The organism is Pyrinomonas methylaliphatogenes (assembly GCF_000820845.2).
In the GTDB taxonomy this organism is placed as follows: Bacteria; Acidobacteriota; Blastocatellia; order Pyrinomonadales; family Pyrinomonadaceae; genus Pyrinomonas; species Pyrinomonas methylaliphatogenes.
This window is the reverse complement of sequence record NZ_CBXV010000007.1, coordinates 1-23,690: the sequence shown is the minus strand read 5'-3', so window position 1 is coordinate 23,690 and position 23,690 is coordinate 1. Positions and strand designations below refer to the sequence as shown.

Here is a 23,690-nt window from a genome sequence, read left to right as displayed (position 1 = left end):
TATGAGCAAAGAGAGACAGCGCATACGCATACTGATCGCCGATGACCACTTCGTGGTCCGCATGGGACTCCTCGCCCTCATCAACACCCAACCGGATATGAGCGTGGTCGCAGAGGCTTCGACGGGAAAGGAGGCCGTCGAACTCTTCCGTCAGCATAGACCCGACATCGCGTTGATGGATCTGCGCATGCCGGAAGTCAACGGGATCGAAGCGATCGCGCTCATCCGCCGCGAATTCCCCGACGCCCGTTTGATCGTCCTCAGCTCTTACGATGGCGATGAGGACATCTACCGCGCACTGCAAGCCGGCGCCCGCGCCTATCTGCTGAAGAGCATGCTGCGCGAGAACGTGCTCGAGACGATCCGCGCCGTGCATGCCGGACTCCGCCGCATCCCCGAAGAGATCGCCACGCGGCTGGCCGAACGGATGAACCGCGATCAACTGACGGCGCGCGAAATGGAAGTTCTACGCCTGATCGTCGATGGTAAGAGCAATAAAGAGATCGCCGCCGCGCTTCATGTCAGCGAAGGGACGGTGAAGATCCATGTCAACAACATACTGAGCAAGCTGGGCGTAAGCGATCGCACGCAAGCCGCCATCTTCGCCCTGCAACACGGTCTTATCCATCTCGACTGAACTTATAACCAAAGTAATAACCCGCGCTCCGCCTTAAGTTCGATGACATAAATTCAGACTTCAATTACACATCCGCGGACGAAAGGGTTGAAAGGGAGCAACGGCATTTCCATCTCGAAGGTTGCAAGGATCGGAAGATGGCTTGGATCGAAACCATACCTTTTGAGAACGCAGACGAAGAGCTGCGGCGGATTCTACAGGAAGTTCGCGCTTCCTATCCCCGCGAATACGAAACTCCCGTTCCCGAAGCGAGCCCGATCAACGAATCGATCATCTCCTCGCATACGCTCATTCCACACGCGCTCTATCACGCCTTCTCCACCTTCAGCGCGTTGATGTCGCCGGAGCTGCCGCTCTCGCGCAGACAGCACGAGATGATCGCCACCGTAGTGTCAGCCACAAACCGCTGCCACTATTGACTGACCTCTCACGCAGAGTTTCTGCGGCGAGTGACCTTGGACGATGAACTGGTCGAAGCCTTGCGCGAAGATTATCGTCGCGCGCCCATCACCGAAGCCGAACGGGCGATGTGCGAGTACGTCGAGCAACTGACGCGCGATGCGACACAGATCACGCCCGAGTTCCACGAACGACTTCGCAAGGTCGGGTTCAATGATACGGCGATCCTGCAGATAACGCTGATCGCGGCATGGTTCAACTATATTAACCGCGTCGCCGATGCGCTCGGCGTGGGCCGGTGATCCTTCGGGCAAATGGGATAGAGATTTTAAACCTGCTCTGCGCGTGAATCGCTCGAGATTGACATCGCTCTCGCGAGCTTCAGGCAAATGGGATAGAGATTTTAAACCTGCTCTGGCCCACGGCGTCGCTATGATCTAAAGTGGGAGGCGCTTTCGCGATCGAGCAGCAACGCTTCCTATCCTTCCGAATCGGGTCTTAGCGCAGTTATAACCAAAGTTATAACCGAATTCTTCACTTTGGTTTGATGCGCGCGAGAGCTTTTCGCGTTATACCGACAACCTCACTGCAAAGATCGAGCCCTACTGAGAGTGCGAAGCGAACCAGATGATTCTTGCTCGATCGATCGACAAAGACGATCGAGCAAGAATCATCCCCTTTTGGCAACCCAAGGCCGATAAGGGCCAAGCGCGATTATCGATACTTAACGGAGATAGTGCTATGCGCAGCCTCATCTTTCTATCCCTGATCCTCTGCTCGATGGCGGCGCTGCCAGCATTCGGGCAGAGCAATTACGCGGTCCTGAGCGGGAGCGTTTTCGATCCGCAACAGCAGGTCATCGCGGGCGCCTCCGTACAACTCGTTTCACAGAGCACGGGGACGAGGCGCGAAGTGACCACCAACGAGCAAGGCATGTTTCAAATCACTGGTCTGCTTCCCGGCGATTACACGCTGACGGTGAAGGCCACGGGATTCGCTCCGCTGGTCCAGAATCTGCGCCTCGAGGTCGGGCAACAGATGACGCTCGAGCTTAAGCTCAATCTCGCTTCTGTCAGCACGACGGTCGATGTGCAGGCTCAGATCGAAGTATTACGCACGAACGATGCGAGCGTCGGCGAGGTCGTCGAACCGACGGCGATCAGCAATCTGCCGCTCAATGGGCGCTTGCTCACGGATCTCGTGCTCCTCGTCCCGGGAGCGCACGCCGGGCATGGCGCGCAAGCTGGCAACGCCAATCCGCTCTATTGGCGACCGGGCCAGCGCGCCGCTCTGACGATCAGCGGCAACCGCCCGAACGCGAACTACTATCTGCTCGACGGCAGCACGAACACCGATCCGACCTTCAACACGCCCAACTTCATGCCCTCGCCTGACGCCGTGCAGGAGTTCAAGGTTCAGACTGGAAGCTATTCAGCCGAGATGGGCGGCGCCGGCGGCGGACAGATTAATATCGTCACGCGCACCGGGACGAACGAATTTCATGGCACGATCTACAACTTCCTGCGCAACGACGCGCTCGATGCGCGCACGTTCAATGAGATGGAAGGGGCGAAACATCTCGTGCGAAATAACTTCGGCGGCTCGCTCGGCGGTCCGATCCTTCGGAACCGGACCTTCTTCTTCGCAAACTACGAGGGGCTGCGGCACACGCGCGCGATCACACAGATCCTCACCGTCCCGACCGAAGAGGAGATCATGGGCGATTTCAGCATGAGCGGGACGACCATCTACAATCCATTTACGACGCGCCCGAATCCGAACTTCGACCCGACGAAACCGGTCAGCCCCAACAACCCGCAGATCATCCGCGACCCATTTCCCAATAACGTCATCCCACCAGAGCTGATCGATCCAGCGGCGGCGCTTTTCCTGCGAAAGTATGTTCCCCGCCCGAACTTGGAGATGGGCATGTGCAACATGGCGATGACGATGATGGGCGCGCCGATGGTCGTCGGTCAAGGGATGGATTGCAATAACTACTTGGATGTGCGCAACGAGCGGCACCACAACGACCAAGGCACGTTCCGCATAGATCATACTTTCAACCAAGGCGATACGCTCTTCTTCCGTTACTCCTTCGGAAAGGAGCGCGGCTTCACGCCAGAAGGGCTCCCCGGCTTCGGCGCTTTCCATGACAACCTCTCGCAGCACGGCAACATCGCGTGGAACCACATCTTCAATCCGAACATGGTCAACATGGCCGCCATCGCCATCAGCCGATTGGCGATGCATCGCTACTCGGAGAACAGCGACAAGAACGACATCGTTAGCGAACTCGGCATTCGCGGCGTCGGTTTCGGCGGACCAGGAGCCTGGGGCGCGCCATATTTTCAGGTACAAGGCTACACGCCAATGGGCGACCAGTATCTCGCCACGCCGACGCGCGCTTGGGACACGTTGCTCGAACTGCGCGATCTGCTGAGCTGGCAAAAAGGGCGCCACAGCCTGAAGTTCGGCGGTAGCTTCCGCTACTACATCTGGCCCATGTGGGGCTTCTTCCAGAATCGCGGCTATTACCAGTTCACGAGCGGGTTTACGACGCGCACCGGAACGAACGACGGCACGGGTTCGGCGCTCGCCAGTTTCCTTCTCGGCTTGCCTGTCGTCAAGCAGCGGCAAGCGGGCATTCCGCAGATGCAGCTTCGCCAGTGGTACGCCGATGCGTTCATCCAGGACAGCTTTCAGCTTACGCGCAACACGACGTTACAGCTTGGGCTACGCTACGAGTACATGAGCCCGCTGCGCGATATTCGCTACACGAATTCGAACCTCATCTTTCGCGACGGCCAATTGATGGCCTTCATCGGTGGCCAACAGGGCTATCCTAAAGGCTTGCTCTATCCGAATAAGCTCAATTTCGCGCCGCGCGTCGGTTTATCTCACCACAGCCCGCGATATGGCTTCGTCGTGCATGCGGCTTTCGGCATCTTCTTCACCCCGGTGGATATGAACACGTGGTGCAATCAACGGCACAACGTCCCGTACGTCTTCCCCGAAACGCAGCAGAGCGATAACTTCATCCCTTCGGCGGCATTGATCGCCTCGCATTTCAACTTCGCCGATCCGGTGCTGGGCCAGACGGTGGTCAGCTTCGCCGCCTTCGAACCGCATGCTCCGGCCCAGTACATTCAGCAATGGAGCCTTTCGGTCGAAAAAAGCCTCAGCTCAACGACCACGTTGGAACTCGGCTACCTAGGTTCGCACGGCGTTCATCTGCAACGCGCCCACTTGATCAACAACGCGCCGCCCGGACCGGGGCCGATCGGACCACGGCGCCCCTATAAGACGATCAGCTTCGTCCCGGGCACGGTTATTCCGGACAACGTCAAGGTGGTCAGCACGACCTTCCCCGTGAGCAGCATCAACCTGCTCGAAAACTCGGCGCAGAGTTGGTACAACGCTGGCTACGTTAACGTCCGCCGACGCTACGCGCGCGGTCTGACCTTCTTGACCAATTACACTTGGTCGAAGAATCTGAGCGATGCGCCCGACTTTCGTTCGCCGATGTCCGAATCTCCGCTCCCGCAGAACAACTCCAACCTTGCGGCGGAGAAAGGTCCAGCGTGTGACATACGTCATCGGTTTGCGTTGAGCTTGGTTTATGACATCCCCGCTTGGGGCCGCTCCGGTTGGTTGCAGACGCTAGCCCGCGAGTGGCGGATCTCGGCCATCTACCAAGCCCAAACAGGATATCCGTTCACCATCTCGGTCTTCGGCGATACGGCCAACGCTGGAACGCTGCTCGGCGACAATCCGATTCGCGCCAACTACACGGGGCAACCAGTCTTCGGTCCAGGCACGCGCACAGCCGATCGGTGGTTTAATCCCGATGCTTTCACCACTCCGCCGGCGTATACTTTCGGCAACGTGGGAAGGAATTCGGTCTACGGCCCAGGCTTACAGACGCTCGACCTCGCCTTACAACGCGATTTCAATTTGACGGAGAAGCTGCGGTTGCAGTTCCGCGCCGAACTCTTCAACGCGCTCAATCATACCAACCTCGGCACGCCGAACCGGTTCGTCAACACGCCGCAATTCGGCACCATCACGGAAGCGGCGACGCCGGGGCGCGAAGTTCAGCTCAGCTTGCGAGTTTCATTCTGAGCGATGATAGATCAGGGATCGCGGCGCGGCGACAAATCAGAACTCGCGGCGCCGCGTCAAACCTTTAGAGCGGCAATTTAATCGGGAACGGAGCGCTCTGAATGTCGAGAAACCTGATGGCCGTCAGCATCGGTTCGATCCTCGCGAGTCTCTTTCTGAGCCTTGTGAGCGCCACAGCCACCTCACCTCAGCAATTAGCCACCGCTACTTTGAGCGGGCGCGTCGCCGATCAAACCGGAGCGATCATCAGCGGCGCACAAATTCAAATCACCAACAGAGCAACCGGCGCGCGCCGTGAAACCGCCACCAATGCCGATGGATTGTTCACCGTAACCAATCTCGCGCCGGGCCTCTATGAGATTAGCATTGTGGCTCCCGGTTTCGCCGAAAAGAATTACAGGGATATCCAGCTTCGGGTCGGACAAACTTTAACGCTAGAGATCGCGCTCGATGTTCCTAGACTTCAGGAAGAGGTTGTGGCCGATTTGAGTGAGCCAGCGCAACTTGTCAACACTACTGGATCGGTTATTGACGGTGTGATTTCATCTGCGGCGATAGAGAACTTGCCGCTCAATGGCCGCAATTTTCTCGAGCTAGCTCTTCTCGCTCCCGGCAACGCGCCAGCGCCGAACTTCGATCCGACGAAAACCAACACGGTGGAGATATCCTCCGCAGGTCAACTCGGTCGCGGTGGGAATGTGACTGTGGACGGAGCTGACAATAACGACGATGTCGTTGGCGGCCCGCTCCAAAACATCTCGCAAGAGGCGGTGCAAGAGTTTCAAATCGCCACTAGTCGCTTCTCGGCGGAACTGGGTCGCTCCGGCTCGTCAATTATTAACATCGTGACCAAGTCGGGCACGAACGAGATCCATGGGGCCGGCTCATTCTTCTGGCGTGACGACAAACTCCAAGGGCTGCCGGCCACTTTCGATCGCAGCAGTGGGCAGAAGCCGCCCTTTGACCGCGAGCAGTATGCAGTCGCGCTCGGCGGGCCGTTCGTAAGAAATTGCGCGTGGTGGTTCGGTTCGGTCGAGTACCGCGATCAAAACGGCGCGGTGCTTGTCGGCACCCGCGACGTAACGCGACGCACGATCGTGCGCAGCTTCGCTCCGGCGCCGCTTAACGATCTGCTCGTGACTGAACGCAACGACTGGCATCCTTCGGACCGCGATCAACTCAGCTTCCGCTACTCGTATCAACGCGCCAGCGATGTGGCCGCCAGCACGCTGATCCGTGCCATCGGTTCAGCATCGCAACGGCAAAAGAGCCGCAACATCTATCATTCCTTAGTCACCAATTGGACGCACATCATTTCACCAACCGCTGTCAACAACCTCACTTTCAGCGAGAGCAACTTCTTCAATCGCATTCAACCTTTACAGATCGCCCCGCAATTGACTTTTCCAAGCTTACAAGATGGCGCTTCGTTCCGCGTGCCACAGCAGACGACGCAAAATCGGTTGCAGTTTGCAAACTCCGTCTCTTGGACACGCGGCACACACGCGCTTCACTTCGGGGGCGAAATCCAGCGCGTTGACGCCGGTTTCGATCTCGGCGTTTTCAGGCAGGGTCGCATCGAACTGATCGAAGATTTTCCAGCCTTCGATCGCAACAGCGACGGGCGAGTGGATGACGATGACTTGCTCTTTGCCATCACGCTGCGCAGCGCGACGCCGGATCGCGATCTTGCCATTCCTGATGCCGACAACACTTATCTGGCCTTCTTTATTCAAGATGATTGGCAGATAAACAGGCGCTTGACGCTGAATCTCGGCCTGCGCTATGAGCTTGACACTGACGTAAAGAACGTGAGCAGATTCAATCAACTCAATCCGCTCATCCTGCCTTTCGTCAAAGGTCCGCGCCGCCGCGATACGAACAACTGGGGACCGCGTTTCGGCTTTAACTGGTCGACGAGCAGCGGGCGCACGAGCGTTCACGGTGGTTACGGCATCTACTATGATCGCGTGACGTTGGAACTTCAATCGCTCGAACGTGGGCTCGATGGGCGATCGTTGGTCATCGAAGTGCGGGCTGGAAATTTGTTCTACCTCGATCCCATCACCGGGCGATTTCCACCGTTTGCGCCGACGCTATCGAATCCCTTCACGGGATTCATCCTACCCGGCGCGGGCGCTGGTGGCATCAATATTATTGACAGCGGGCTACAGAACCCGATGGTGCAACAGATGAATCTTGGTCTTCAACATCAAATCGGCGACATACTCGTGCGTGCCGATTACTTGCACGCGCTCGGCACGCACTTCATCATCGGGCGTGAGATTGGAACGGTATTCAACCCAGTCGTCGGCGGTCCTGATCGCGTAGTCAATTTGGAGTCGAGCGTCAAGACGAAGTATGATGGTTTGTTGCTGAGCGTAGAGAGGCGTTCTCGGCGCAACCAATTCCGCGCCTCCTACACGCTCTCCAAAGCGTTCAACTACGCCAACGATGATCAAATACCGTTCTCGATCGGGCCAATCGATCCAAACAATCTGCGATTAGAATATGGGCCGACGCCCAACGATCAGCGGCATCGTTTCACCTTCGCCGGAACCTTCGAACTGCCGCGGCATGTGCGCCTGTCATCAATTTGGACGTTAGCCTCGGGCGTGCCGATGGATATCCTGATGCCTGATGGTTTGACGCGCATCCCCGTGCTGCAACGCAACGCTGGCGGACGACTCTTTCATACGGGTGCGGAATTAAACGCTTTCATCCGCCAGATCAACGCGAGCGGTGGGATCAACGGACAACTCCTTCCGCTCGTGAGCGACGGAGCGCGATTCAACGACAGCTTCAATTCGCTCGATCTACGCTTATCAAAAAGCTTCAAGCTGAGCGACCGGGCGAGCCTTGAGCCGATGGTTGAGGTCTTCAACCTCTTCAACGTGACCAATGTGCTTGGCGTATCTAATGTGAATTATTCCGGCTTCGCCAATGTGCTCAGTCGCGATAACAACGATCCGGCTAGTCCAGGTTACCTGCGCTCTTCGAGTTTCGGGCGTCCGGTCACAACTGCCGGCGGCGTATTCGGCTCGGGCGGCCCGCGCGCCTTTCAACTGGCGGTAAGATTTGCTTTCTAAGGCGATGAGAGAACCAGGCTCAGGAAAGCGACCGCATGAAGGATTGCAGCCCGAACTCGGGCTTGGTTCAGCCACTGCGATAGTCATCGGTGAAGTCATAGGCATCGGCATCTTCCTCACACCAGCCGGCATGGCTAAATCTCTTGGTTCGCCACTGTGGTTGATGATCGTCTGGCTAGCGATGGGCGCAATGGCGCTCAGCGGTGCGCTCTGCTATGGCCGGCTGGCCGCGCAGTTTCCTTACACAGGCGGAGGTTATGTCTATTTGCGCGAAACCTACGGTCGAATGGTGGCCTTCCTCTACGGATGGAAATCCCTTCTGGTGATGGATCCGGGAATTACGGCGGCGCTGGCGGTCGGAATGGCCAGCTACGTTGGCTCGATCATCAGGCTGACGCCGCTTGGAAACAAGATCGTTGCCATTGTCACGATCTTTGCCCTGGCCGCAGCGAACATCGTGGGTGTGCGGGTAGGAGCGGGCGTTTTGCGATGGTTGACGCTATTAAAACTCGGCCTGCTCGCGTTGATCGTCGTCTGGGGATTTGGTCAACAGCTCGGCGACTGGTCGAATTTTTTGCCGCTGATAGAGCGGCGAAGTTCAGTGCCCTACTTCGAGGCGCTGGCCAGCAGCATGGTCGCCGGTTTCTTTTCGTTCGGCGGGTGGTGGGATGTGAACAAGATAGCCGGCGAAGTGCGGAACCCGACTCGCACGCTGCCACGGGCGATGGCACTCGGCGTGATCACAGCTACGCTCGTCTATTTGTTGATTAGCGCCGTGTTCATCTACCTAGTTCCGCTTGATCGCGTCACATCAAGCGAAACCTTCGCTGCGCAAGTTGGTGAAGCGATGTTCGGCCAAGTAGGCGGGCAAGTCTTTTCCGGCATCGTCATCATCTCAGTCCTTGGCAACCTAGCGGCTTTGATGCTCAATGCGCCGCGCGTCTACTACGCGATGGCACGCGATGGATTGTTTTTGCCTGCTGCAGCTACCTTGCACTCACGCTTCGGCACACCGGCTCGTACCATTGCTTTACAAGCGGGGCTTGCCTCTTTGCTCGTAGTCTTCGGATCGTTCAATCAAATCGTCGCCTACTTCATCTTCGTCACGGTGCTCTTCATCGCGTTGACGGCGGCATCGGTTTTTCTGTTGCCATCCAATCAACCATCAATGTCGCGCGTCGGTCGGTTCAACTTTTGGTTTGCTCCGCTCCTTTTCCTTGCGCTGGTTGGTCTATTGCTTATACTGTTGATCAGCCAGAATCCGAAACAGGCCCTGCTCGGCACGGGAGTGACTATGATCGGCGTGCCCGTCTATCACCTGTTATTCAGGCGAAGAGAGGTAAGCCGCGGTTGAACAGATCGGCGCGCGCACTCCCCTTCCTAGGCGCGCGCGACAGGCGGAGGAGGTTCATCTCGAGTGATCAAGCCGTCAGAAGCGAAAAAAGATCGAAGCATGATGGAGATTCCGCTTTCGAGCGCACGGAATTCAGGTTGACGCTCGATCAGCGTGCGTAACGGCTCTGTTTCCACCACTCGATCGTTTTCTGAAGACCTTCTTCCAAACCGATGACCGGTTCATAACCGAGAAGCTCACGCGCGCGCGTGATATCAGCAAGACTGTGACGAACGTCGCCGGGACGTGGTGGGCGATATTCGGGCGCGACCTCGCGGCGTCCGGTCAACTCCTTCAACACTTCGAGCAGACGATTGAGCGTGATCCTTTCGCCGTTGGCGACGTTGATGACCTGACCGACGGCGCGCGACGATTCCGCCGCCTTGAGATTGGCCTGCACGACGTTTTCGACATAGGTGAAATCGCGCGACTGTTCGCCGTCGCCGAAGATCACGGGCCGCTCGCCCTTCATCAAAGCGGCGATGAAACGAGAGATGACGCCTGAATATGGCGAACTCGGATCCTGTCGCGGGCCGAAGACGTTAAAATAACGAAGCGCCACCGTCTCCAAACCATACGTGCGCGTCCAAACTTGACAGTAGTACTCGCCGACAAGCTTCGCCGCGGCATAGGGCGAAAGCGGATCGGGACGCATCTCTTCGGACTTTGGAAGCGTCGGCTGGTCGCCGTAAGCCGAACTCGACGCAGCATAGATGACGCGCCGCACGCCGCGCCGCCGTGCCGCTTCGAGCAAAGCGAACGTCGCTTCGACGCAGGCGCGATGCGTCTCGCGAGGCTTCTCGACCGAACGCGGCACAGACGGGATCGCCGCTTGGTGAAAGACCAGTTCGACGCCGTCGAGCGCGCGTTCGAGCGCCGCTTCATCTAACAGGCTAGCGTGGATGAAATCGAAATCGCCGCCGATCTCGTCGAGATTCTCGCGATGGCCCGTGGAGAGATCATCGATGATCCGCACGCGCGCGCCGCGCTCGATGAGAGCCGCAGCTATATGCGATCCGATGAATCCGGCGCCGCCAGTGACCAGTGCGATGTTTGAAGGCTTCATAGGGATAAGGATTTGGATCTAGAACAGGCGCGATCCGAGAAGGCTCCGCAGTTGAATCCAAGCGAAGCACCTGCCGTCGTCTCTAAAATACTCCGAAAAGAGCGCTTGTTCCACAATTCATCGGTGCTCGACGCGAAATAGACTCTCTTGTTTCTAAGATCCCCCGAGACGAAAAGGGCGCGTGTTCCACGCCACCATCACTTGCCGATGACATACGCAGCTAGATGGCTCTTCGAGGCGCGCCCGCTCACCGTCCGACGCCGACGTAATCGAAGCCCAATTCGCGCATCTTCTCCGGTTCGTAAATGTTGCGCAAATCGGCGATCTTCGGCGCCCGCATCAGTTGTCGCACGCGCTCAAGATCGAGCGCACGAAACTGATTCCATTCGGTGACGAAGACGAGCGCATCGGCGCCTTTGACAGCTTGATATTCGTCTTCCGCATAGGCTATCTCAGGCAACACTTTAGCCGCCTCGGGCATCGCCACAGGATCATAGGCGCGCACGCTGGCCCCACGTTCGAGCAATCCGCGTATGATGTAGATGGAAGGCGCCTCGCGCATATCGTCCGTTTGAGGTTTGAATGAGAGCCCGAGCACGGCGATGATCTTCCCTTGGAGATCTCCGACGAGACGTTCGATCTTCGAGATCATCGCTGCGCGCTGTCGTTCATTGACTTCGATCACCGCATCGACGATGAGCGACGTGCAACCGTACTGACGCGCGACAGCAGCCAACGCCCGCGTGTCTTTTGGGAAGCAAGAGCCGCCGAATCCCGGTCCAGGATGGAGGAATTTGCGACCGATGCGATTGTCCATACCCATGGCACGCGCCACATCGTGCACGTCACAACCGATCTTGTCGCAGAGATTGGCGATCTCGTTGATGAAAGATATTTTGGTCGCGAGAAAGGCGTTGGCGGCGTATTTGGACAACTCCGCAGCTTCTAGGGATGTGATGACGAAAGGCGTCTCGATCAAATAGAGCGGACGATACAGATCGCGCATGATGGCGATGGCTTCCTCATCGCGACTCCCGATGACGACGCGATCGGGCCGCATGAAATCCTCGATAGCAGCCCCTTCGCGTAGGAATTCCGGATTGGAGACGACGCCGAAGTTGCATCTCTTCTTCTGATGCTCGCGTATCAGACGGCGCAAGCGTTCGCCAGTGCCGACGGGCACGGTCGATTTAGTGACGATGACTTTGTAGCCATTCATGAATTCCGCGATGGAACGAGCGGCATCTTCGACGTAGCGCAAATCAGCCGCCCCATCTTCCTTCGGCGGCGTCCCTACAGCGAGGAAGATCACCAACGCTTGCTCGACAGCCGACTTCAGGTCCGTTGTGAAGCGCAGTCGCCCAGCTTGCATGTTCTTGGCGACCAGAACATCCAAACCGGGCTCGTAGATCGGCATGATGCCCTGCGCAAGGCGCGCGATCTTCTCCGCATCGACATCGACGCAGGTGACATCATTGCCAAATTCCGCGAAACATGCCCCCGTGACCAAACCAACATATCCGGTGCCGACGACCGCAATATTCATGATCTCGATCCAGTGAAGAGAATCCTCAAAGCTTTTCGAAGTGCGACACAAAAGCGCGCTTCGGGAAAGCTAAAGAGTTAAAAGCTTAATCCGTTCGCGGATCTATGACAAGCCGGTGAGGACCTATCTTTCGCCGGACAGTGATTTTTCAGGACGAGCGCCCCACGATGGTCGGATTCGGCCGATGAAAATTCGATGCGGGCCATATGCCCTCGCACATGGCCCGCGCAGATCCATCTGAAGCCGCGAACGGAGTCGCTCGCGACCAAGTCTCCCGATTTGGAGGGAACCGTTGCTTAGCGCGTCGGACTGATGACGGTCACAGGACCGCCGAAGTTTACGTCATTGTTGCTGGTTGACGCCGCGATGATCGCCGCTGCGATCGCACCGCCAGCCGCGAGCAAAAGGGCAGCCAAACCGCCCCCCGAGAGACCTTTCATGCCCTCTGTACGCAAGCGAGAGCAACGGGTCCCCGGCTGCGCCTGGCCCGCCGTCGCTTCCTGGCCAGCTGCCACAGGCTTCACCTCGCTACCGGCGCGCAGTTCGACACGACCGGCTTGCGTATTGACGATCGTGTTTCCGCACTCGACGTCAACGGTATAAGCGTTGGATTGCGTGTTATCTGCGACGACCACGCCATCCTTAGTGGTGATGCTCGATGAAGAGCCGGCGGAGCTGATGACGCGCACCCGCCCGGCGTCGAGCGATCCCGTCAGTCCGTTTTCATCGAAGTTCAACTTGAGGCTCGAATTCGGCAATAGCTCGATCCGTCCGAGTTTGCCGACGGTGATAATAGCGCTTGCGTTCTGCGCTGTGGTGATCGTGCTACCAGAAAAGACGGTCGCCCCAGTGATAGCCTTTGCGCCGTCCACGCTGACTTCACCCGAAACGGTCAACTCGGCAGCCATCTTCTCTTGTGCCGCCAATCCGACCATGGAGTACATGCTCAGGACCGCAATCGCAAGGCAGAGCGCAAGGGGCGTACGGCTCCATGTTCTGCTGATCATCAACTCTTCCTCCCGTAGAGTGAAACTTTATGAAATTTTTCAGAGAGCGCGCCGCGACTCCCGCAAGACCGCCGGAGACGGCCCAAAATCCCTCCACGCGAAACCCTCTCTTAAGGGCCGCTGGAGGACTCCCGAAAATCGCAAGAGCGTGTTAAAGCCTACCGGCCCTAACAATTTGGCCTTTTTACACGAATCGCGCGCGCCTGTCAACCGCTATTTGCATGGCTTGGGTCAATTTCCCGCAAAACCCGCCACTCCGTTAAAGGAGATAAGGGAGAGGCGCGGTCACCGCCGTTCAAAAAGATAGGCGCTGTCTATGAGTCGTGCGCCCGAGGAATCGGCGAAGGCAAACTGGCGGCGCCTCTTTTGCCCGCGACTATTGACGGTATGGCTCCAGAGGGCCGCACCAGCATACTCGCCGCGTTTATTGAGCGCGTAGAAGTTGACGTCTATATCGCGCAGCTTTTCGAGATCGTTCCCGTAGCGCGCGGCGATCAGCTTCAAAGCTTCAAGACAGGCCTGCTCCGGCGACATGCCACGCTTCATGTACTCGACGACGGTGCGTGCGCCGTTGATATAGATGACCTCTTCACCGCGCCCCGTAGATCCGGCAGCGCCCACATCGTTATCCACGTATAGGCCGCAACCGATCAAGGGCGAATCGCCGACGCGCCCCGGAAGCTTCCACGCCAGGCCGCTCGTCGTCGTCACGCCGCTGATATCGCCCGCGCTATCGAGCGCCAGACAGTTGATCGTGCCCGTCGGCGGACGGCGCGCCACCTCATCGGCCCAAGCGATCAACTCGCGCAACCGCTCTTCATCACCGCCCGCGATCTGCTCAGCGAGGATATCGCTTTCGCGCTTTCGCTCCTCCTCAAGTCGGCGCTGCCCCGCTGGAGAAGCGGGTGCCGGCGTATGCGGGCTTGGCCCCCAGTCATCCCGATCCGACAACGTCTCCTTCCAACGTATCCAAGCCAGACGCGATTCGGGCGTAAGCAGATCGACGTTCTCAAAGCCGTGGGCAGTGGCAAAGTCGCGCGCGCCCTGCCCGACGAGCAAGATGTGGTCGGTCCGCTCCATCACGACACGCGCGACCTTCGACGGCGTGCGCACGCCGCGCAAGGCAGCGACCGCACCGGCGCGGCGCGTCGGCCCATGCATGACGCTCGCATCCAACTCGACCTCCCCGCGCTCGTTCGGCAATCCGCCATAGCCGACGGAATTGTCCTTCGGATCGAGTTCGACGATATTGACGCCTTCGATCACCGCATCGAGCGTATCGCCTCCGCGCTTCATCACCTCGACCGCTTTGGCGACCGCCGCCAGCCCATTGGCGCTGGCGATCGAGATCGGCGGCGCCGCGCGCCGTGTGCCTTCTTGCCCAGCCAGAATTTCCGTAACCAACCCGGAACCGAGCGAAGCGGCGCTCAAACCGAATGCCGCTTGTTCGAGGAATCTTCGACGGCTGCTATCCATTTCCGCGATGACCGGCAGAACCAGCGCCGCGCGCATGATTCCGCCTCGCTACAAGATGTGGAGAGAGCGCCGAGCATCGTATCAAACGTGAGGAGAACAAACAAGCGCCCTATGACACGAACGAGGACTCATTATCGCGCAAGCTTCGGCCCGGAGAGGTGATTGTGACACGAAAGCGCCACGAGCTTCGCAAGAGCATATTCAGCCCGTCGAGCGCGTTTAGCAGATGATTGGGACACGAAAGCGCCACGAGCTTCGCGCGATAACGGGTCACGCTCGCTTTCTCGTCGCCGCCAGCTCCTCGTATGCGCGGCGGGCGCGTTCGGCCAACTCTTTAGGCACAGTGACGCGATAGGGGTGTTTGGCGAAGAAGGATGGGACGCGCTTGACTTGCGCCCCTAGATCTTGGAGCGCGGCGACGGCGCGCTCATCATCGAGTTCATCGACGCCGTATGCTTCTGCCGCGCGCCGCAACGCGCCGCGCAACCGGTCCAGCGGCAGCTCTCGCTCGGCCAAGACCTTGCCGCGCGATTGAAAATCGCCGAGCGCATGCAGGACGATGGCCGCATCATCCGGCGTCGGCGATTTCGGTTGCACATCGAACAAGCTCGGTTGACGCATATGGCATCGCGCGTTTCGAATCGATCAGCCTGTTAGAATCAGGCGGCGCAGCGATTAACCGTTGGCGAAACGATCACGGAGCACTCGTTCGCCGAGGACGAACTTCATTAGACGGCGAATCCGGATCGCGCGCGCCACCTGCCATATGAGGCGATGCCCCATCTGCATCCCGCCTCTTCCGCTCGCGCCGTTTCGCTTCGAGCAGCTCGGCCTGTTCATACGGATCGAGCCGCGCGAAGATGTAGAAAGTCTCTCCGACGTGCGACGTACCCAAGAACCGGTATGTATCGTTGATCACTTCACCGATGTGAAGCGATCTCACATCTGGCGGATTTTCGAAGATCGTGTGGAACTCGTCACGCGCGACGGCGACGAGTTCGGGGACATAATCGTTACCGGTTTCACGGGCCATCCGTACCACCATCTGGCGGAGCGCACGTATGCGGCGCGAGTTACGAAGATAGTAAGCCGGGCTGATTTCGCGACGGCTCACGCGATCATCGACGACCTCTTCTTCGGCGCGCAGGTAGTCGAGATATGCGCGCACGACTGGACCGAATTCGCCTTCGCCGACCGCTGCCTTTGCCTGGCGCTGTTGGGCCCAGGCGATCTCACAGATGAACACAAGCGCCAAAGCGAAGATGACGCGCCGCCATAATAGGGAGCGATGCGAGCGATCAGCGCCCGGTTTCGCGCGCGCCATCTTCATCTCGCCAGCCAGCATAGTTCGAGATTCTAATAATTGCGCTTTCGGATTGCCAATATCACCCTCACCGCTGCGCTCATCGGAGAGCCTGTAAGAATCGTTCGCCGAGAGCGGCAAGTTGCGCCCCTGAGCGCGTTGCGCGCCAACCGACCCGGGTGCTACATTTCCCGTGTGAAGATGGCACAACCTGAAGAAGCGACTCAGAAAAGGGCGGTCCGGCGAGTCGCGCTCGGCGTCGCGGGCGGCATCGCCGCTTACAAAGCGGTCGAGATCATGCGCGGTCTGCAACGCGCGGGTTGCCGCGTGCGCGTCGCGCTCACGCGCCACGCTTGCGAGTTCGTTCGCCCGCTCACCTTTCGCGCCCTCACCGATGAACCCGTGATCGTTGACGATTACGCGCCCGAAAATCCAGATCCGATCGCGCACATAAGCTTCTCGCAAGAAGTTGATCTCTTCCTTGTCGCGCCGGCGACGGCCAACCTTCTCGCCAAGTTCGCCGCCGGAATTGCTGATGATTTCCTGACGACGACCTATCTGGCGACGACCGCGCCCGTCGTCATCGCTCCGGCGATGAATCCGCAGATGTGGCATCACCCGGCAACGCAACGCGCGCTCGAGCGTTTGCGCGCCGATGGTGTGCGCATCATCGAACCGGATGAAGGCGAAATGGCCTGCGGCGCGATCGGGCCGGGACGTTTGAGCGAACCGGGAAGAATAGTCCGCATCGCGCTCGAAATCCTCGAAAGCGAGATCCGCGCGCGCGATCTCGCGCGCGAACATGTGCTCATTACCGCCGGAGCGACGCGCGAAGAGATAGATCCGGTTCGTTTCATCTCGAACCGCTCTTCAGGGCGCATGGGCTTTGCGCTCGCCGAAGCGGCACGCGCGCGCGGCGCGCAAGTCACCGTCATCGCCGGAATGACCACCGCGCCCGAACCTTACGGCGTCGAACTCGTGCGCGTCTGCTCGGCGGAAGAGATGCTTCGTGCCGTGCTGGAGAGACTGCCGCACGCGACGGCTTTCATCGCGGCGGCGGCCGTGGCCGATTACCGTCCCGCGACGCGGCAGGCGCAGAAGATCAAAAAGACGGGCGCACGCCTGACGCTTGAACTCGAACCGACGCCGGACATACTCGCGACGGTTGCCGCGCGAAAGCATGAATCGCTGTTGGTCGTCGGATTTGCTGCCGAAACCGAGCGCGTCGTCGAACACGCGCGCGACAAGCTCGAACGCAAGGGGCTGGATCTGGTCGTCGCCAACGATGTCTCGCAAAAAGGCGCGGGATTCGACTCCGAAACCAACATCGTAACGCTCGTCACGCGCGATGGAGAGGAGAGTTTGCCGTTGATGACCAAAAGCGAAGTCGCGCATCGCATACTCGACACGGTGGCGCGCCTTCGTAAGCTGGCGCGCGGCTGAAGCCAGCGATGCTGCGCCATCCGGCGACCATCGCCGGGATGTCAGAAAGCGGCGCAAAGGCGAGAAGATCGCTTACGACGATCCTCGCCGAAATTTGGCCTGAGTGACAGGAGCTGAGCAGATTCTTGAACTTGCTGAAAGGAGCGATGGATGGGCGATCCCAAGCAAGAGCTTAGGGAGTTGATCGGCCAGATCAAGGTTCGTCTCGAATTCTTGCGCGAACTGGGGGTGGAGACCTTCGATCTGTATCCACCGGCGCGTGCGCCTCAAGCGCAGATCGTGCCGGAGCGCGAGGCCGTTCCAGAAGCGCAGGCGAGCGCCTCTCAAGAGGCTTCGACGGCGCGCAGAGCGCAACCCGACATGATGACGACGACCGCGCGCGACACTAGCGGAAGAGCTAAAATCGATGGCAACATCGAAGAAGAGAGCGAGGTCATGGCTAGAAGCAAGACGACGAAGCGAAGCGCGACGCCGCCGCCCCAAGAGACTCTGTTCGGCGAGATCACGCCCAAGGACGAAGCGAGCCTTCCCCGCCCGGGCGAAACGCTGGAGGACATCCGCCGCGACATAGACGACTGCACGCGCTGCCCGCTGCACAAGAGCCGCACGCAGATCGTCAACAGCGAAGGCAATCCGCACGCGCGCTTGATGTTCGTCGGCGAGGCTCCGGGCGCCGACGAAGATGCACAAGGGCATCCCTTTGTCGGTCGCGCCGGACAACTCTTGAACAAGATCATCGAGGCGATCGGCATGAAGCGTGAAGATGTCTTCATCGGCAACGTCAACCGCTGCCGACCGCCGCAGAATCGCACGCCCACAGCCTCGGAAGCGGCGACCTGCAAACCGTTTCTGCTACGCGAGATCGCCGTCGTTCGACCGGAAGTGATCGTCGTGCTTGGCAATACGGCGATGCAGAATCTACTCGGCACGAAAGAAGGCATCACCAAGATGCGTGGGCGTTTCCACGATTTCAACGGGATCAAGGTGATGCCGACGTTCCACCCGGCTTACCTGCTGCGTGACCCGTCGAAGAAGCGTGAGGCGTGGGAGGACATGAAGAAGGTGCGCGACTATTTGAACGGGACGCTGAAACTCGATTGATGGCGTGCCCGCTCGAGAAGGAATGAAGCGACACAAAAGTTTGAGAGGGCGCTGGAAGAACTCTTCGAAAGAGCTGAAGATCGTCCCGAGGAGGCGAGATGAATTCGCAAGGCACTTTCTCGTTTGAAGCTCAAGAGGAGGAGCCAACCGAAACGCTCGCGCAGATCAACGCCGAACTACTCGAACGGGCGCAGATGATCCCCTCCTTGCGCGAGCGGGTCTTCATCTTCGGCGAAGGACCGGCGGATGCGCGCGTCGCGGTCGTCGGCGAATCCCCCGGTCCACCCGACATCGAATCGGGACGCCCCTTCATGGGTCCGGCGGGCCAGATGCTCGAAAGGATACTCGGTTCCATAGGCCTACGAAGACAGGATTGTTACTTGACGAACACGGTGAAGATCGTTTCGACAGGCGACGAGATGACGTCCGACATCCTGAACTTCTTCACGCCATACCTTCATCGCGAGATGGCGGTCGTGCGTCCGCGTTTGATCATCGCGTTCGGTAACACGCCGACGCGCGCTCTTCTCGGCACGAAGAGACCGATATCGCAAGTGCGCGGCGAGTTCTTCGATTACCGCGGGATGACAGTGCTGCCGACCTTCAATCCCGCCTACCTGCTACGCGATCCATCGAAAAAGCGCGAGGTCTGGGAAGACATGAAGAAAGCGCGCGCTTTTTTGAACTCACCCTGATGCTATGTGGTGCGCCATAGATTCGTTCGACGCTAAATCCGACTCGCAATACCATTTTAGATGGCGGATGGAACAGCAAAGCGTTGAGGCTGAACGAGTCAATGAACGGGCAGGGTGCGCCGCCATATGTTGAAGTCGCCGTTCCGCTCGGCGTCAGGCGGACATTCACCTATCGTCTACCGTTGGCCATTGGCAACGCCGCTCAAGTCGGCGCGCGCGTCCGTGTCACATTTGGTAAGCAGCAGGTCACCGGCTACATCGTCGCGCTCCATGATGAACTGGATCGCGCGCTGGAAGTGGATGCGCGTGAAGTGCGCGAGATCGAGGAATTGATAGATGCCGAGCCGCTCATCACGCCCGAGATCCTAGAGCTTACGCGCTGGATCAGCGACTACTATCTTGCGCCGTGGGGCGAGGTATTGAAAGCAGCCCTTCCCGCTGGCGCCAATGCGCGCATCGAGCGCGTCCTCGCCATCACGACCGAAGGGCGCGACGAACTGGCGCGCCTGCCGGAACGACGAGCGCTGACGCTGAAAGCGCAGCTTCTGCGCATGCTCGCCGAACAGGGACCGATGACAGTGCGCCAAGCCCAACGCACGCTCGGCACTGCGCGCGTCGCGCGCATCTTGGCCGAACTCGAACGCGCCGGATGGATCAGCATCAAACACCAGGCGCAGAATGCGGCGGCGCGCGCCAAAAGGCGTAAATTCGTGCGTCTTGCGCCCATCGAGGAGCATGCTGCGCCCGATGCCGCGCGCGCCCTCACGGCGGCGCAAACGCGCGTCATCGAAGCTCTGATCGCTGCCGATGGCGAGCTGCCGTTCACCGAACTTACCGAACGCGCGCGCGCGAGCGCTTCCACCATCGCAACGCTCGAACGAAAAGGGATCGTGAAGATCGAAGCGCGCGAGGTGCGCCGCGATCCGCTCGCCGGGGTCGAACTTCCGCCGCTTCCCGACATCGAGCTGAACAGGGCGCAGCGAGAGGCCCTCGATCAAATCACCGCCGCGCTAGATCAGCGAAGATACGCGGCCTTTCTTCTTCACGGCATCACGGGCAGCGGCAAAACCGAGATCTACATACGGGCGATGCGCGCGTGTCTCGAACACGGGCGTTCAGCTCTCATGCTCGTTCCCGAAATAGCGCTGACGCCCGTCTTTTCGCGCCGCCTGCGCGCCCATTTCGGCGACCGCGTCGCCATCCTTCACTCTTCGCTCTCCGCCGGCGAGCGATTCGATGAGTGGATGCGCATCCGGCGTGCGGAAGCGCGCGTCGTCATCGGCACGCGCTCGGCTCTGTTCGCTCCGGTCCAAGATTTAGGGTTGATCGTCGTTGACGAAGAGCACGATACGTCGTACCGCCAACAAGAATCGCCCTTCTACCACGCGCGCGACGCCGCGGTGATGCGCGCGCACAAGGAGCGCGCGACGATCATCCTCGGCTCGGCCACGCCATCGCTCGAATCCTTCCACAACGCACAAACAGGCAAGTATCGTTACATACACCTTCCCGAAAGAGTTGGCGGGCGTCCGCTCGCCCAAGCCGAGGTGATTGACATGCGCGCCGTCTTCGCGCGGCGCGGGCGGGAGGAAGCCCTCAGCGACGAGCTACTGGAAGCGCTCGAAGAGACGCTCGCGCGACGCGAGCAAGCGATCATCCTACTTAACCGTCGCGGTTACGCGAACTTCATCCTCTGCCGCGCATGCGGCGAGCGCATCGGCTGTCCGCAATGCGACGTGACGCTCACTTACCACAAACGAGAACGCGCGCTCCTGTGCCACTATTGCAACTTTCGCCGACGTCCGCCCGCGCGGTGTCCGATGTGCCAAAGTCAGCACCTTCACCTCGTCGGCGAAGGGACCGAAAAGATCGAAGATCTCCTTCAAGCCCATTTTCCGCGGGCGCGTACCGCGCGGCTTGATCGCGATACGACGGCGCGCCGCCGCGCTTACGAACAGACGATCATGCGTTTCGCAGCGCACGAGATTGACATTCTCGTCGGCACGCAGATGATCGCCAAAGGGCATGATTTTCCGAAAGTGACGCTCGTCGGCGTCGTCTCGGTCGATGCGGGATTGGCGTTACCGGATTTTCGCGCCGCCGAAAGGACTTTCCAGCTCATCACGCAGGTCGCCGGTCGCGCCGGGCGCGGCGATCGACGTGGCCGAGTGCTGATCCAAACCTATCATCCGGAGCATTACGCCATACGCTTTGCCTGCGCGCAAGATTACGCGAACTTCTACAGACACGAAATCGAATACCGCAAAGCTTTCGGCTATCCGCCATTCTTCGCGCTCGCTTCGCTCCTCATACAAGATGACGATCTAGGGCGCGCCGTAAAGAGGGCCGAAAAGCTTCGCCGAGCGCTCGATCGCGCAAATCGCGATCACAATTGTCGCCTGCTCGGCCCCGCTCCAGCGCCAATTGCACGCTTGCGCGGGCAACACCGCATCCAGATACTAGCCAAAGCGCGGCGCCGCGCATCGCTCCGCTCGCTAATCGATCTCGCCCTCGCTGAAACAGACGATCTTGACCGCGTCAGCGTAGAGATAGATCCGCTTCACTTAATGTGACGCGAATGAGCCTCGCCGCACGAAGATGCGTTCGCTCCGTCGCGTGCGTTAAACTCTACGGCTATGAGACTCGCAGAGTTGGCTGAACGCACCGGCGCGCGACTTGAAGGCGATCCGGAGATCGAGATCACAGGAGCTGCCGGGTTGGATGAAGCGACCGAAGGCCAAGTGACCTTCCTCGCCAATCCCCGCTATACGCCGCGCGTGCGCACGACGCGCGCCTCGGCCATTTACGTCGCCGAAAGGGTCGAGCTAGAGCGACGCGACATCGCCATCTTGCGCGTACGCGATCCGTATCTAGCTTATACGCGCGCGCTGCGACTCTTTCATCCCGAACCAACGTTCGAACCCTCGATCCATCCGACGGCGGTGATCGATCCTTCGGCGCGCCTCGGTCGCAACGTCTGGATCGGCGCGCACGTCTTCATCGGGCGCGAAGTCGAAATAGGCGATCGCGTCCGCATCTACCCGAACGTGACCATCTATGAACGCGCGCGCATCGGCCCGGATACGATCATCCATTCCGGCGTCGCCATACGTGAAGACACGTTGATCGGCGCGCGCGTGCGCATTCATAACAACGCCGTCATCGGCGCGGACGGTTTCGGCTATGCCAAAGACGAAGAGGGGCGCTGGCTCAAAATCCCACAAACCGGGCGCGTCCGCATCGAAGATGACGTCGAAATAGGAGCCTGTACGACGATCGATCGCGCTTCGGTCGGCGAAACGGTCATCGCGCGCGGCGCGAAGATAGATAACCTGGTCCAGATCGGACACTCCTGCACTGTGGGCGAAGACGCGCTCCTTTGCGCGCAAGTCGGCTTGGCCGGAAGCTCGCACATAGGACGCCGCGTCATCCTCGCCGGACAGGTCGGCGTCGCCGGCCACCTGAAGATCGGCGATGATGCTGTGCTGACGGCTAAGAGCGCAACCAGTCACGATGTGCCGCCGGGTAAGACGCTCTCCGGCATTCCAGCTTTCGATAACCGCGCGTGGCTGCGCGCGACGGCGGCTTTTCGCCGTTTGGGCGAGATGCAGAAGCTTCTGCGCACTTTGGAGGAGCGCATGCGCACGCTGGAGAAGGCTCTCGCGCTTGACAGCAAGAACGAGAGGGAGTGATAATTCAATTTGAAATTGGCTTTCAATTTCGTTTAGATCGCGCCGAAAGATCTTGAGGAGTAGAGCTTCGAGGTGAAAACCAACGGCCACGCGACGCTCAAAATCCTTCCCGCAACCGATTCCGATCAACAGGTCGAAGTCATCATCGCTTTAGATGATGGCCGCCTCGCGCTCCGATACTCGACGTGGACCGAAGGGCTGGGGTGGTGCACGCAGAAGACCATCTGGCTCGATGAAACGCAAGTCGAGGCGCTGCATCGCGCTTTGACCGTCGCGCGCGCGCGATTGCGCCAAGCGCGCGCGCAGCGAGGCGAACGAGTCGAAGCGGCTAAAGTCATCCCCTTCCCGATCATCAAGGAATCTTGAGCAAACTCCCCCATCGAGAAGCCTCAGGGGAACCGCTCGCTTCCGGGAAGCGGTTTCGTCTCCGATCGTTACGATGCGAAGATTTTCTAGTCAACTACCCCACGGCTGAAGCCGGGGGCTTGCACCTAGCCCGCTTACGCGGGCTGGCACGCGAGGCCGGTTGACGGCGGCCCGCCAGCGGCAGGCATGCCACCGCTGGCAAGGTACTTCCGGGCTATATTGCGGGGCAGCGTTGAGATCGGCGTTTAGCTCGAACCCGCAAGCCCGGCACNGAAACCGTGATTGGGAGCGTCGATTTCGACGATGGACATGTCCGCAACGGGAGCACATCTGCGACGTGTGACGGGGGATC

General features: G+C 59.3%; 19 protein-coding genes. 12 read left to right on the top strand and 7 right to left on the bottom strand.

The genetic code is table 11. The features are described from left to right. Position 1: 1 nt before the first annotated feature. The 6 genes from PYK22_RS09690 to PYK22_RS09665 all read left to right on the top strand — a co-directional run bounded on the left by PYK22_RS09690 (position 2) and on the right by PYK22_RS09665 (position 9,604). The gene (locus PYK22_RS09690) at positions 2-637 is read left to right on the top strand and encodes a response regulator (RefSeq protein WP_041976723.1); all 636 of its coding nucleotides are present in this window, start codon (positions 2-4) and stop codon (positions 635-637) included. 137 nt (positions 638-774) lie between these two features. Beyond that, on the top strand, positions 775-1,056 hold the full coding sequence (locus PYK22_RS09685; protein ID WP_041976721.1) for a carboxymuconolactone decarboxylase family protein: 282 nt from the start codon (positions 775-777) through the stop codon (positions 1,054-1,056). A gap of 36 nt (positions 1,057-1,092) precedes the next feature. Beyond that, positions 1,093-1,338, top strand: coding sequence for a carboxymuconolactone decarboxylase family protein (locus PYK22_RS09680; protein ID WP_157770803.1), 246 nt, complete (start codon positions 1,093-1,095; stop codon positions 1,336-1,338). 439 nt (positions 1,339-1,777) lie between these two features. Then, positions 1,778-5,161 carry a TonB-dependent receptor gene (locus tag PYK22_RS09675; protein WP_041976715.1) on the top strand — a complete coding sequence of 1,128 codons (3,384 nt, stop codon included), beginning with the start codon at positions 1,778-1,780 and terminating at the stop codon, positions 5,159-5,161. A gap of 101 nt (positions 5,162-5,262) precedes the next feature. Next, a complete protein-coding gene (locus PYK22_RS09670) occupies positions 5,263-8,250 on the top strand; it encodes a TonB-dependent receptor (RefSeq protein WP_083437760.1) in 2,988 nt (995 codons plus the stop codon). A gap of 4 nt (positions 8,251-8,254) precedes the next feature. Further along, positions 8,255-9,604 carry an APC family permease gene (locus PYK22_RS09665; protein WP_041976710.1) on the top strand — a complete coding sequence of 450 codons (1,350 nt, stop codon included), beginning with the start codon at positions 8,255-8,257 and terminating at the stop codon, positions 9,602-9,604. A gap of 148 nt (positions 9,605-9,752) precedes the next feature. On the opposite strand, the gene PYK22_RS09660 is transcribed toward PYK22_RS09665, so the two are convergent. The 6 genes from PYK22_RS09660 to PYK22_RS09635 form a co-directional block, all read right to left on the bottom strand. Continuing rightward, positions 9,753-10,709, bottom strand: a complete 957-nt coding sequence (locus tag PYK22_RS09660; protein ID WP_041976708.1) for an SDR family oxidoreductase — start codon at positions 10,707-10,709, stop codon at positions 9,753-9,755. A gap of 247 nt (positions 10,710-10,956) precedes the next feature. Continuing rightward, entirely contained in the window at positions 10,957-12,255 is a 1,299-nt protein-coding gene (locus PYK22_RS09655) for a UDP-glucose dehydrogenase family protein (RefSeq protein ID WP_041976706.1), read from the bottom strand. Between the two features lie 296 nt (positions 12,256-12,551). Then, on the bottom strand, positions 12,552-13,262 hold the full coding sequence (locus PYK22_RS09650; protein WP_162199830.1) for a hypothetical protein: 711 nt from the start codon (positions 13,260-13,262) through the stop codon (positions 12,552-12,554). Positions 13,263-13,547: 285 nt separating this feature from the next. Beyond that, positions 13,548-14,774 carry a N(4)-(beta-N-acetylglucosaminyl)-L-asparaginase gene (locus tag PYK22_RS09645; RefSeq protein ID WP_060635532.1) on the bottom strand — a complete coding sequence of 409 codons (1,227 nt, stop codon included), beginning with the start codon at positions 14,772-14,774 and terminating at the stop codon, positions 13,548-13,550. A gap of 234 nt (positions 14,775-15,008) precedes the next feature. Beyond that, the gene (locus PYK22_RS09640) at positions 15,009-15,359 is read right to left on the bottom strand and encodes a hypothetical protein (protein WP_041976702.1); all 351 of its coding nucleotides are present in this window, start codon (positions 15,357-15,359) and stop codon (positions 15,009-15,011) included. A 73-nt stretch (positions 15,360-15,432) separates the two neighbouring features. After that, positions 15,433-16,068 carry a hypothetical protein gene (locus PYK22_RS09635; RefSeq protein WP_157770801.1) on the bottom strand — a complete coding sequence of 212 codons (636 nt, stop codon included), beginning with the start codon at positions 16,066-16,068 and terminating at the stop codon, positions 15,433-15,435. A gap of 174 nt (positions 16,069-16,242) precedes the next feature. Here PYK22_RS09635 and coaBC point away from each other — a divergent pair, with 174 nt between their 5' ends. The 6 genes from coaBC to PYK22_RS09605 all read left to right on the top strand — a co-directional run bounded on the left by coaBC (position 16,243) and on the right by PYK22_RS09605 (position 23,338). Beyond that, a complete protein-coding gene (coaBC, locus tag PYK22_RS09630) occupies positions 16,243-17,484 on the top strand; it encodes a bifunctional phosphopantothenoylcysteine decarboxylase/phosphopantothenate--cysteine ligase CoaBC (RefSeq protein ID WP_041976699.1) in 1,242 nt (413 codons plus the stop codon). 150 nt (positions 17,485-17,634) lie between these two features. Beyond that, complete coding sequence (locus PYK22_RS09625) at positions 17,635-18,585, top strand: uracil-DNA glycosylase (RefSeq protein WP_211197666.1); 951 nt, start codon at positions 17,635-17,637, stop codon at positions 18,583-18,585. Positions 18,586-18,683: 98 nt separating this feature from the next. After that, entirely contained in the window at positions 18,684-19,280 is a 597-nt protein-coding gene (locus PYK22_RS09620) for a uracil-DNA glycosylase (protein ID WP_060635531.1), read from the top strand. Between the two features lie 101 nt (positions 19,281-19,381). After that, positions 19,382-21,853: a primosomal protein N' gene (priA, locus tag PYK22_RS09615; RefSeq protein WP_041976696.1), complete on the top strand. Its 2,472-nt coding sequence runs from the start codon at positions 19,382-19,384 to the stop codon at positions 21,851-21,853. 63 nt (positions 21,854-21,916) lie between these two features. Further along, positions 21,917-22,972, top strand: a complete 1,056-nt coding sequence (gene lpxD / locus PYK22_RS09610) for a UDP-3-O-(3-hydroxymyristoyl)glucosamine N-acyltransferase (protein ID WP_041976692.1) — start codon at positions 21,917-21,919, stop codon at positions 22,970-22,972. Positions 22,973-23,044: 72 nt separating this feature from the next. After that, complete coding sequence (locus PYK22_RS09605) at positions 23,045-23,338, top strand: hypothetical protein (RefSeq protein ID WP_041976689.1); 294 nt, start codon at positions 23,045-23,047, stop codon at positions 23,336-23,338. A gap of 90 nt (positions 23,339-23,428) precedes the next feature. On the opposite strand, the gene PYK22_RS18375 is transcribed toward PYK22_RS09605, so the two are convergent. Next, positions 23,429-23,689 (bottom strand): zinc ribbon domain-containing protein, encoded by a 261-nt coding sequence (locus tag PYK22_RS18375; protein WP_408003164.1) that lies wholly within the window; start codon positions 23,687-23,689, stop codon positions 23,429-23,431. Between the last annotated feature and the right edge of the window lies 1 nt (position 23,690).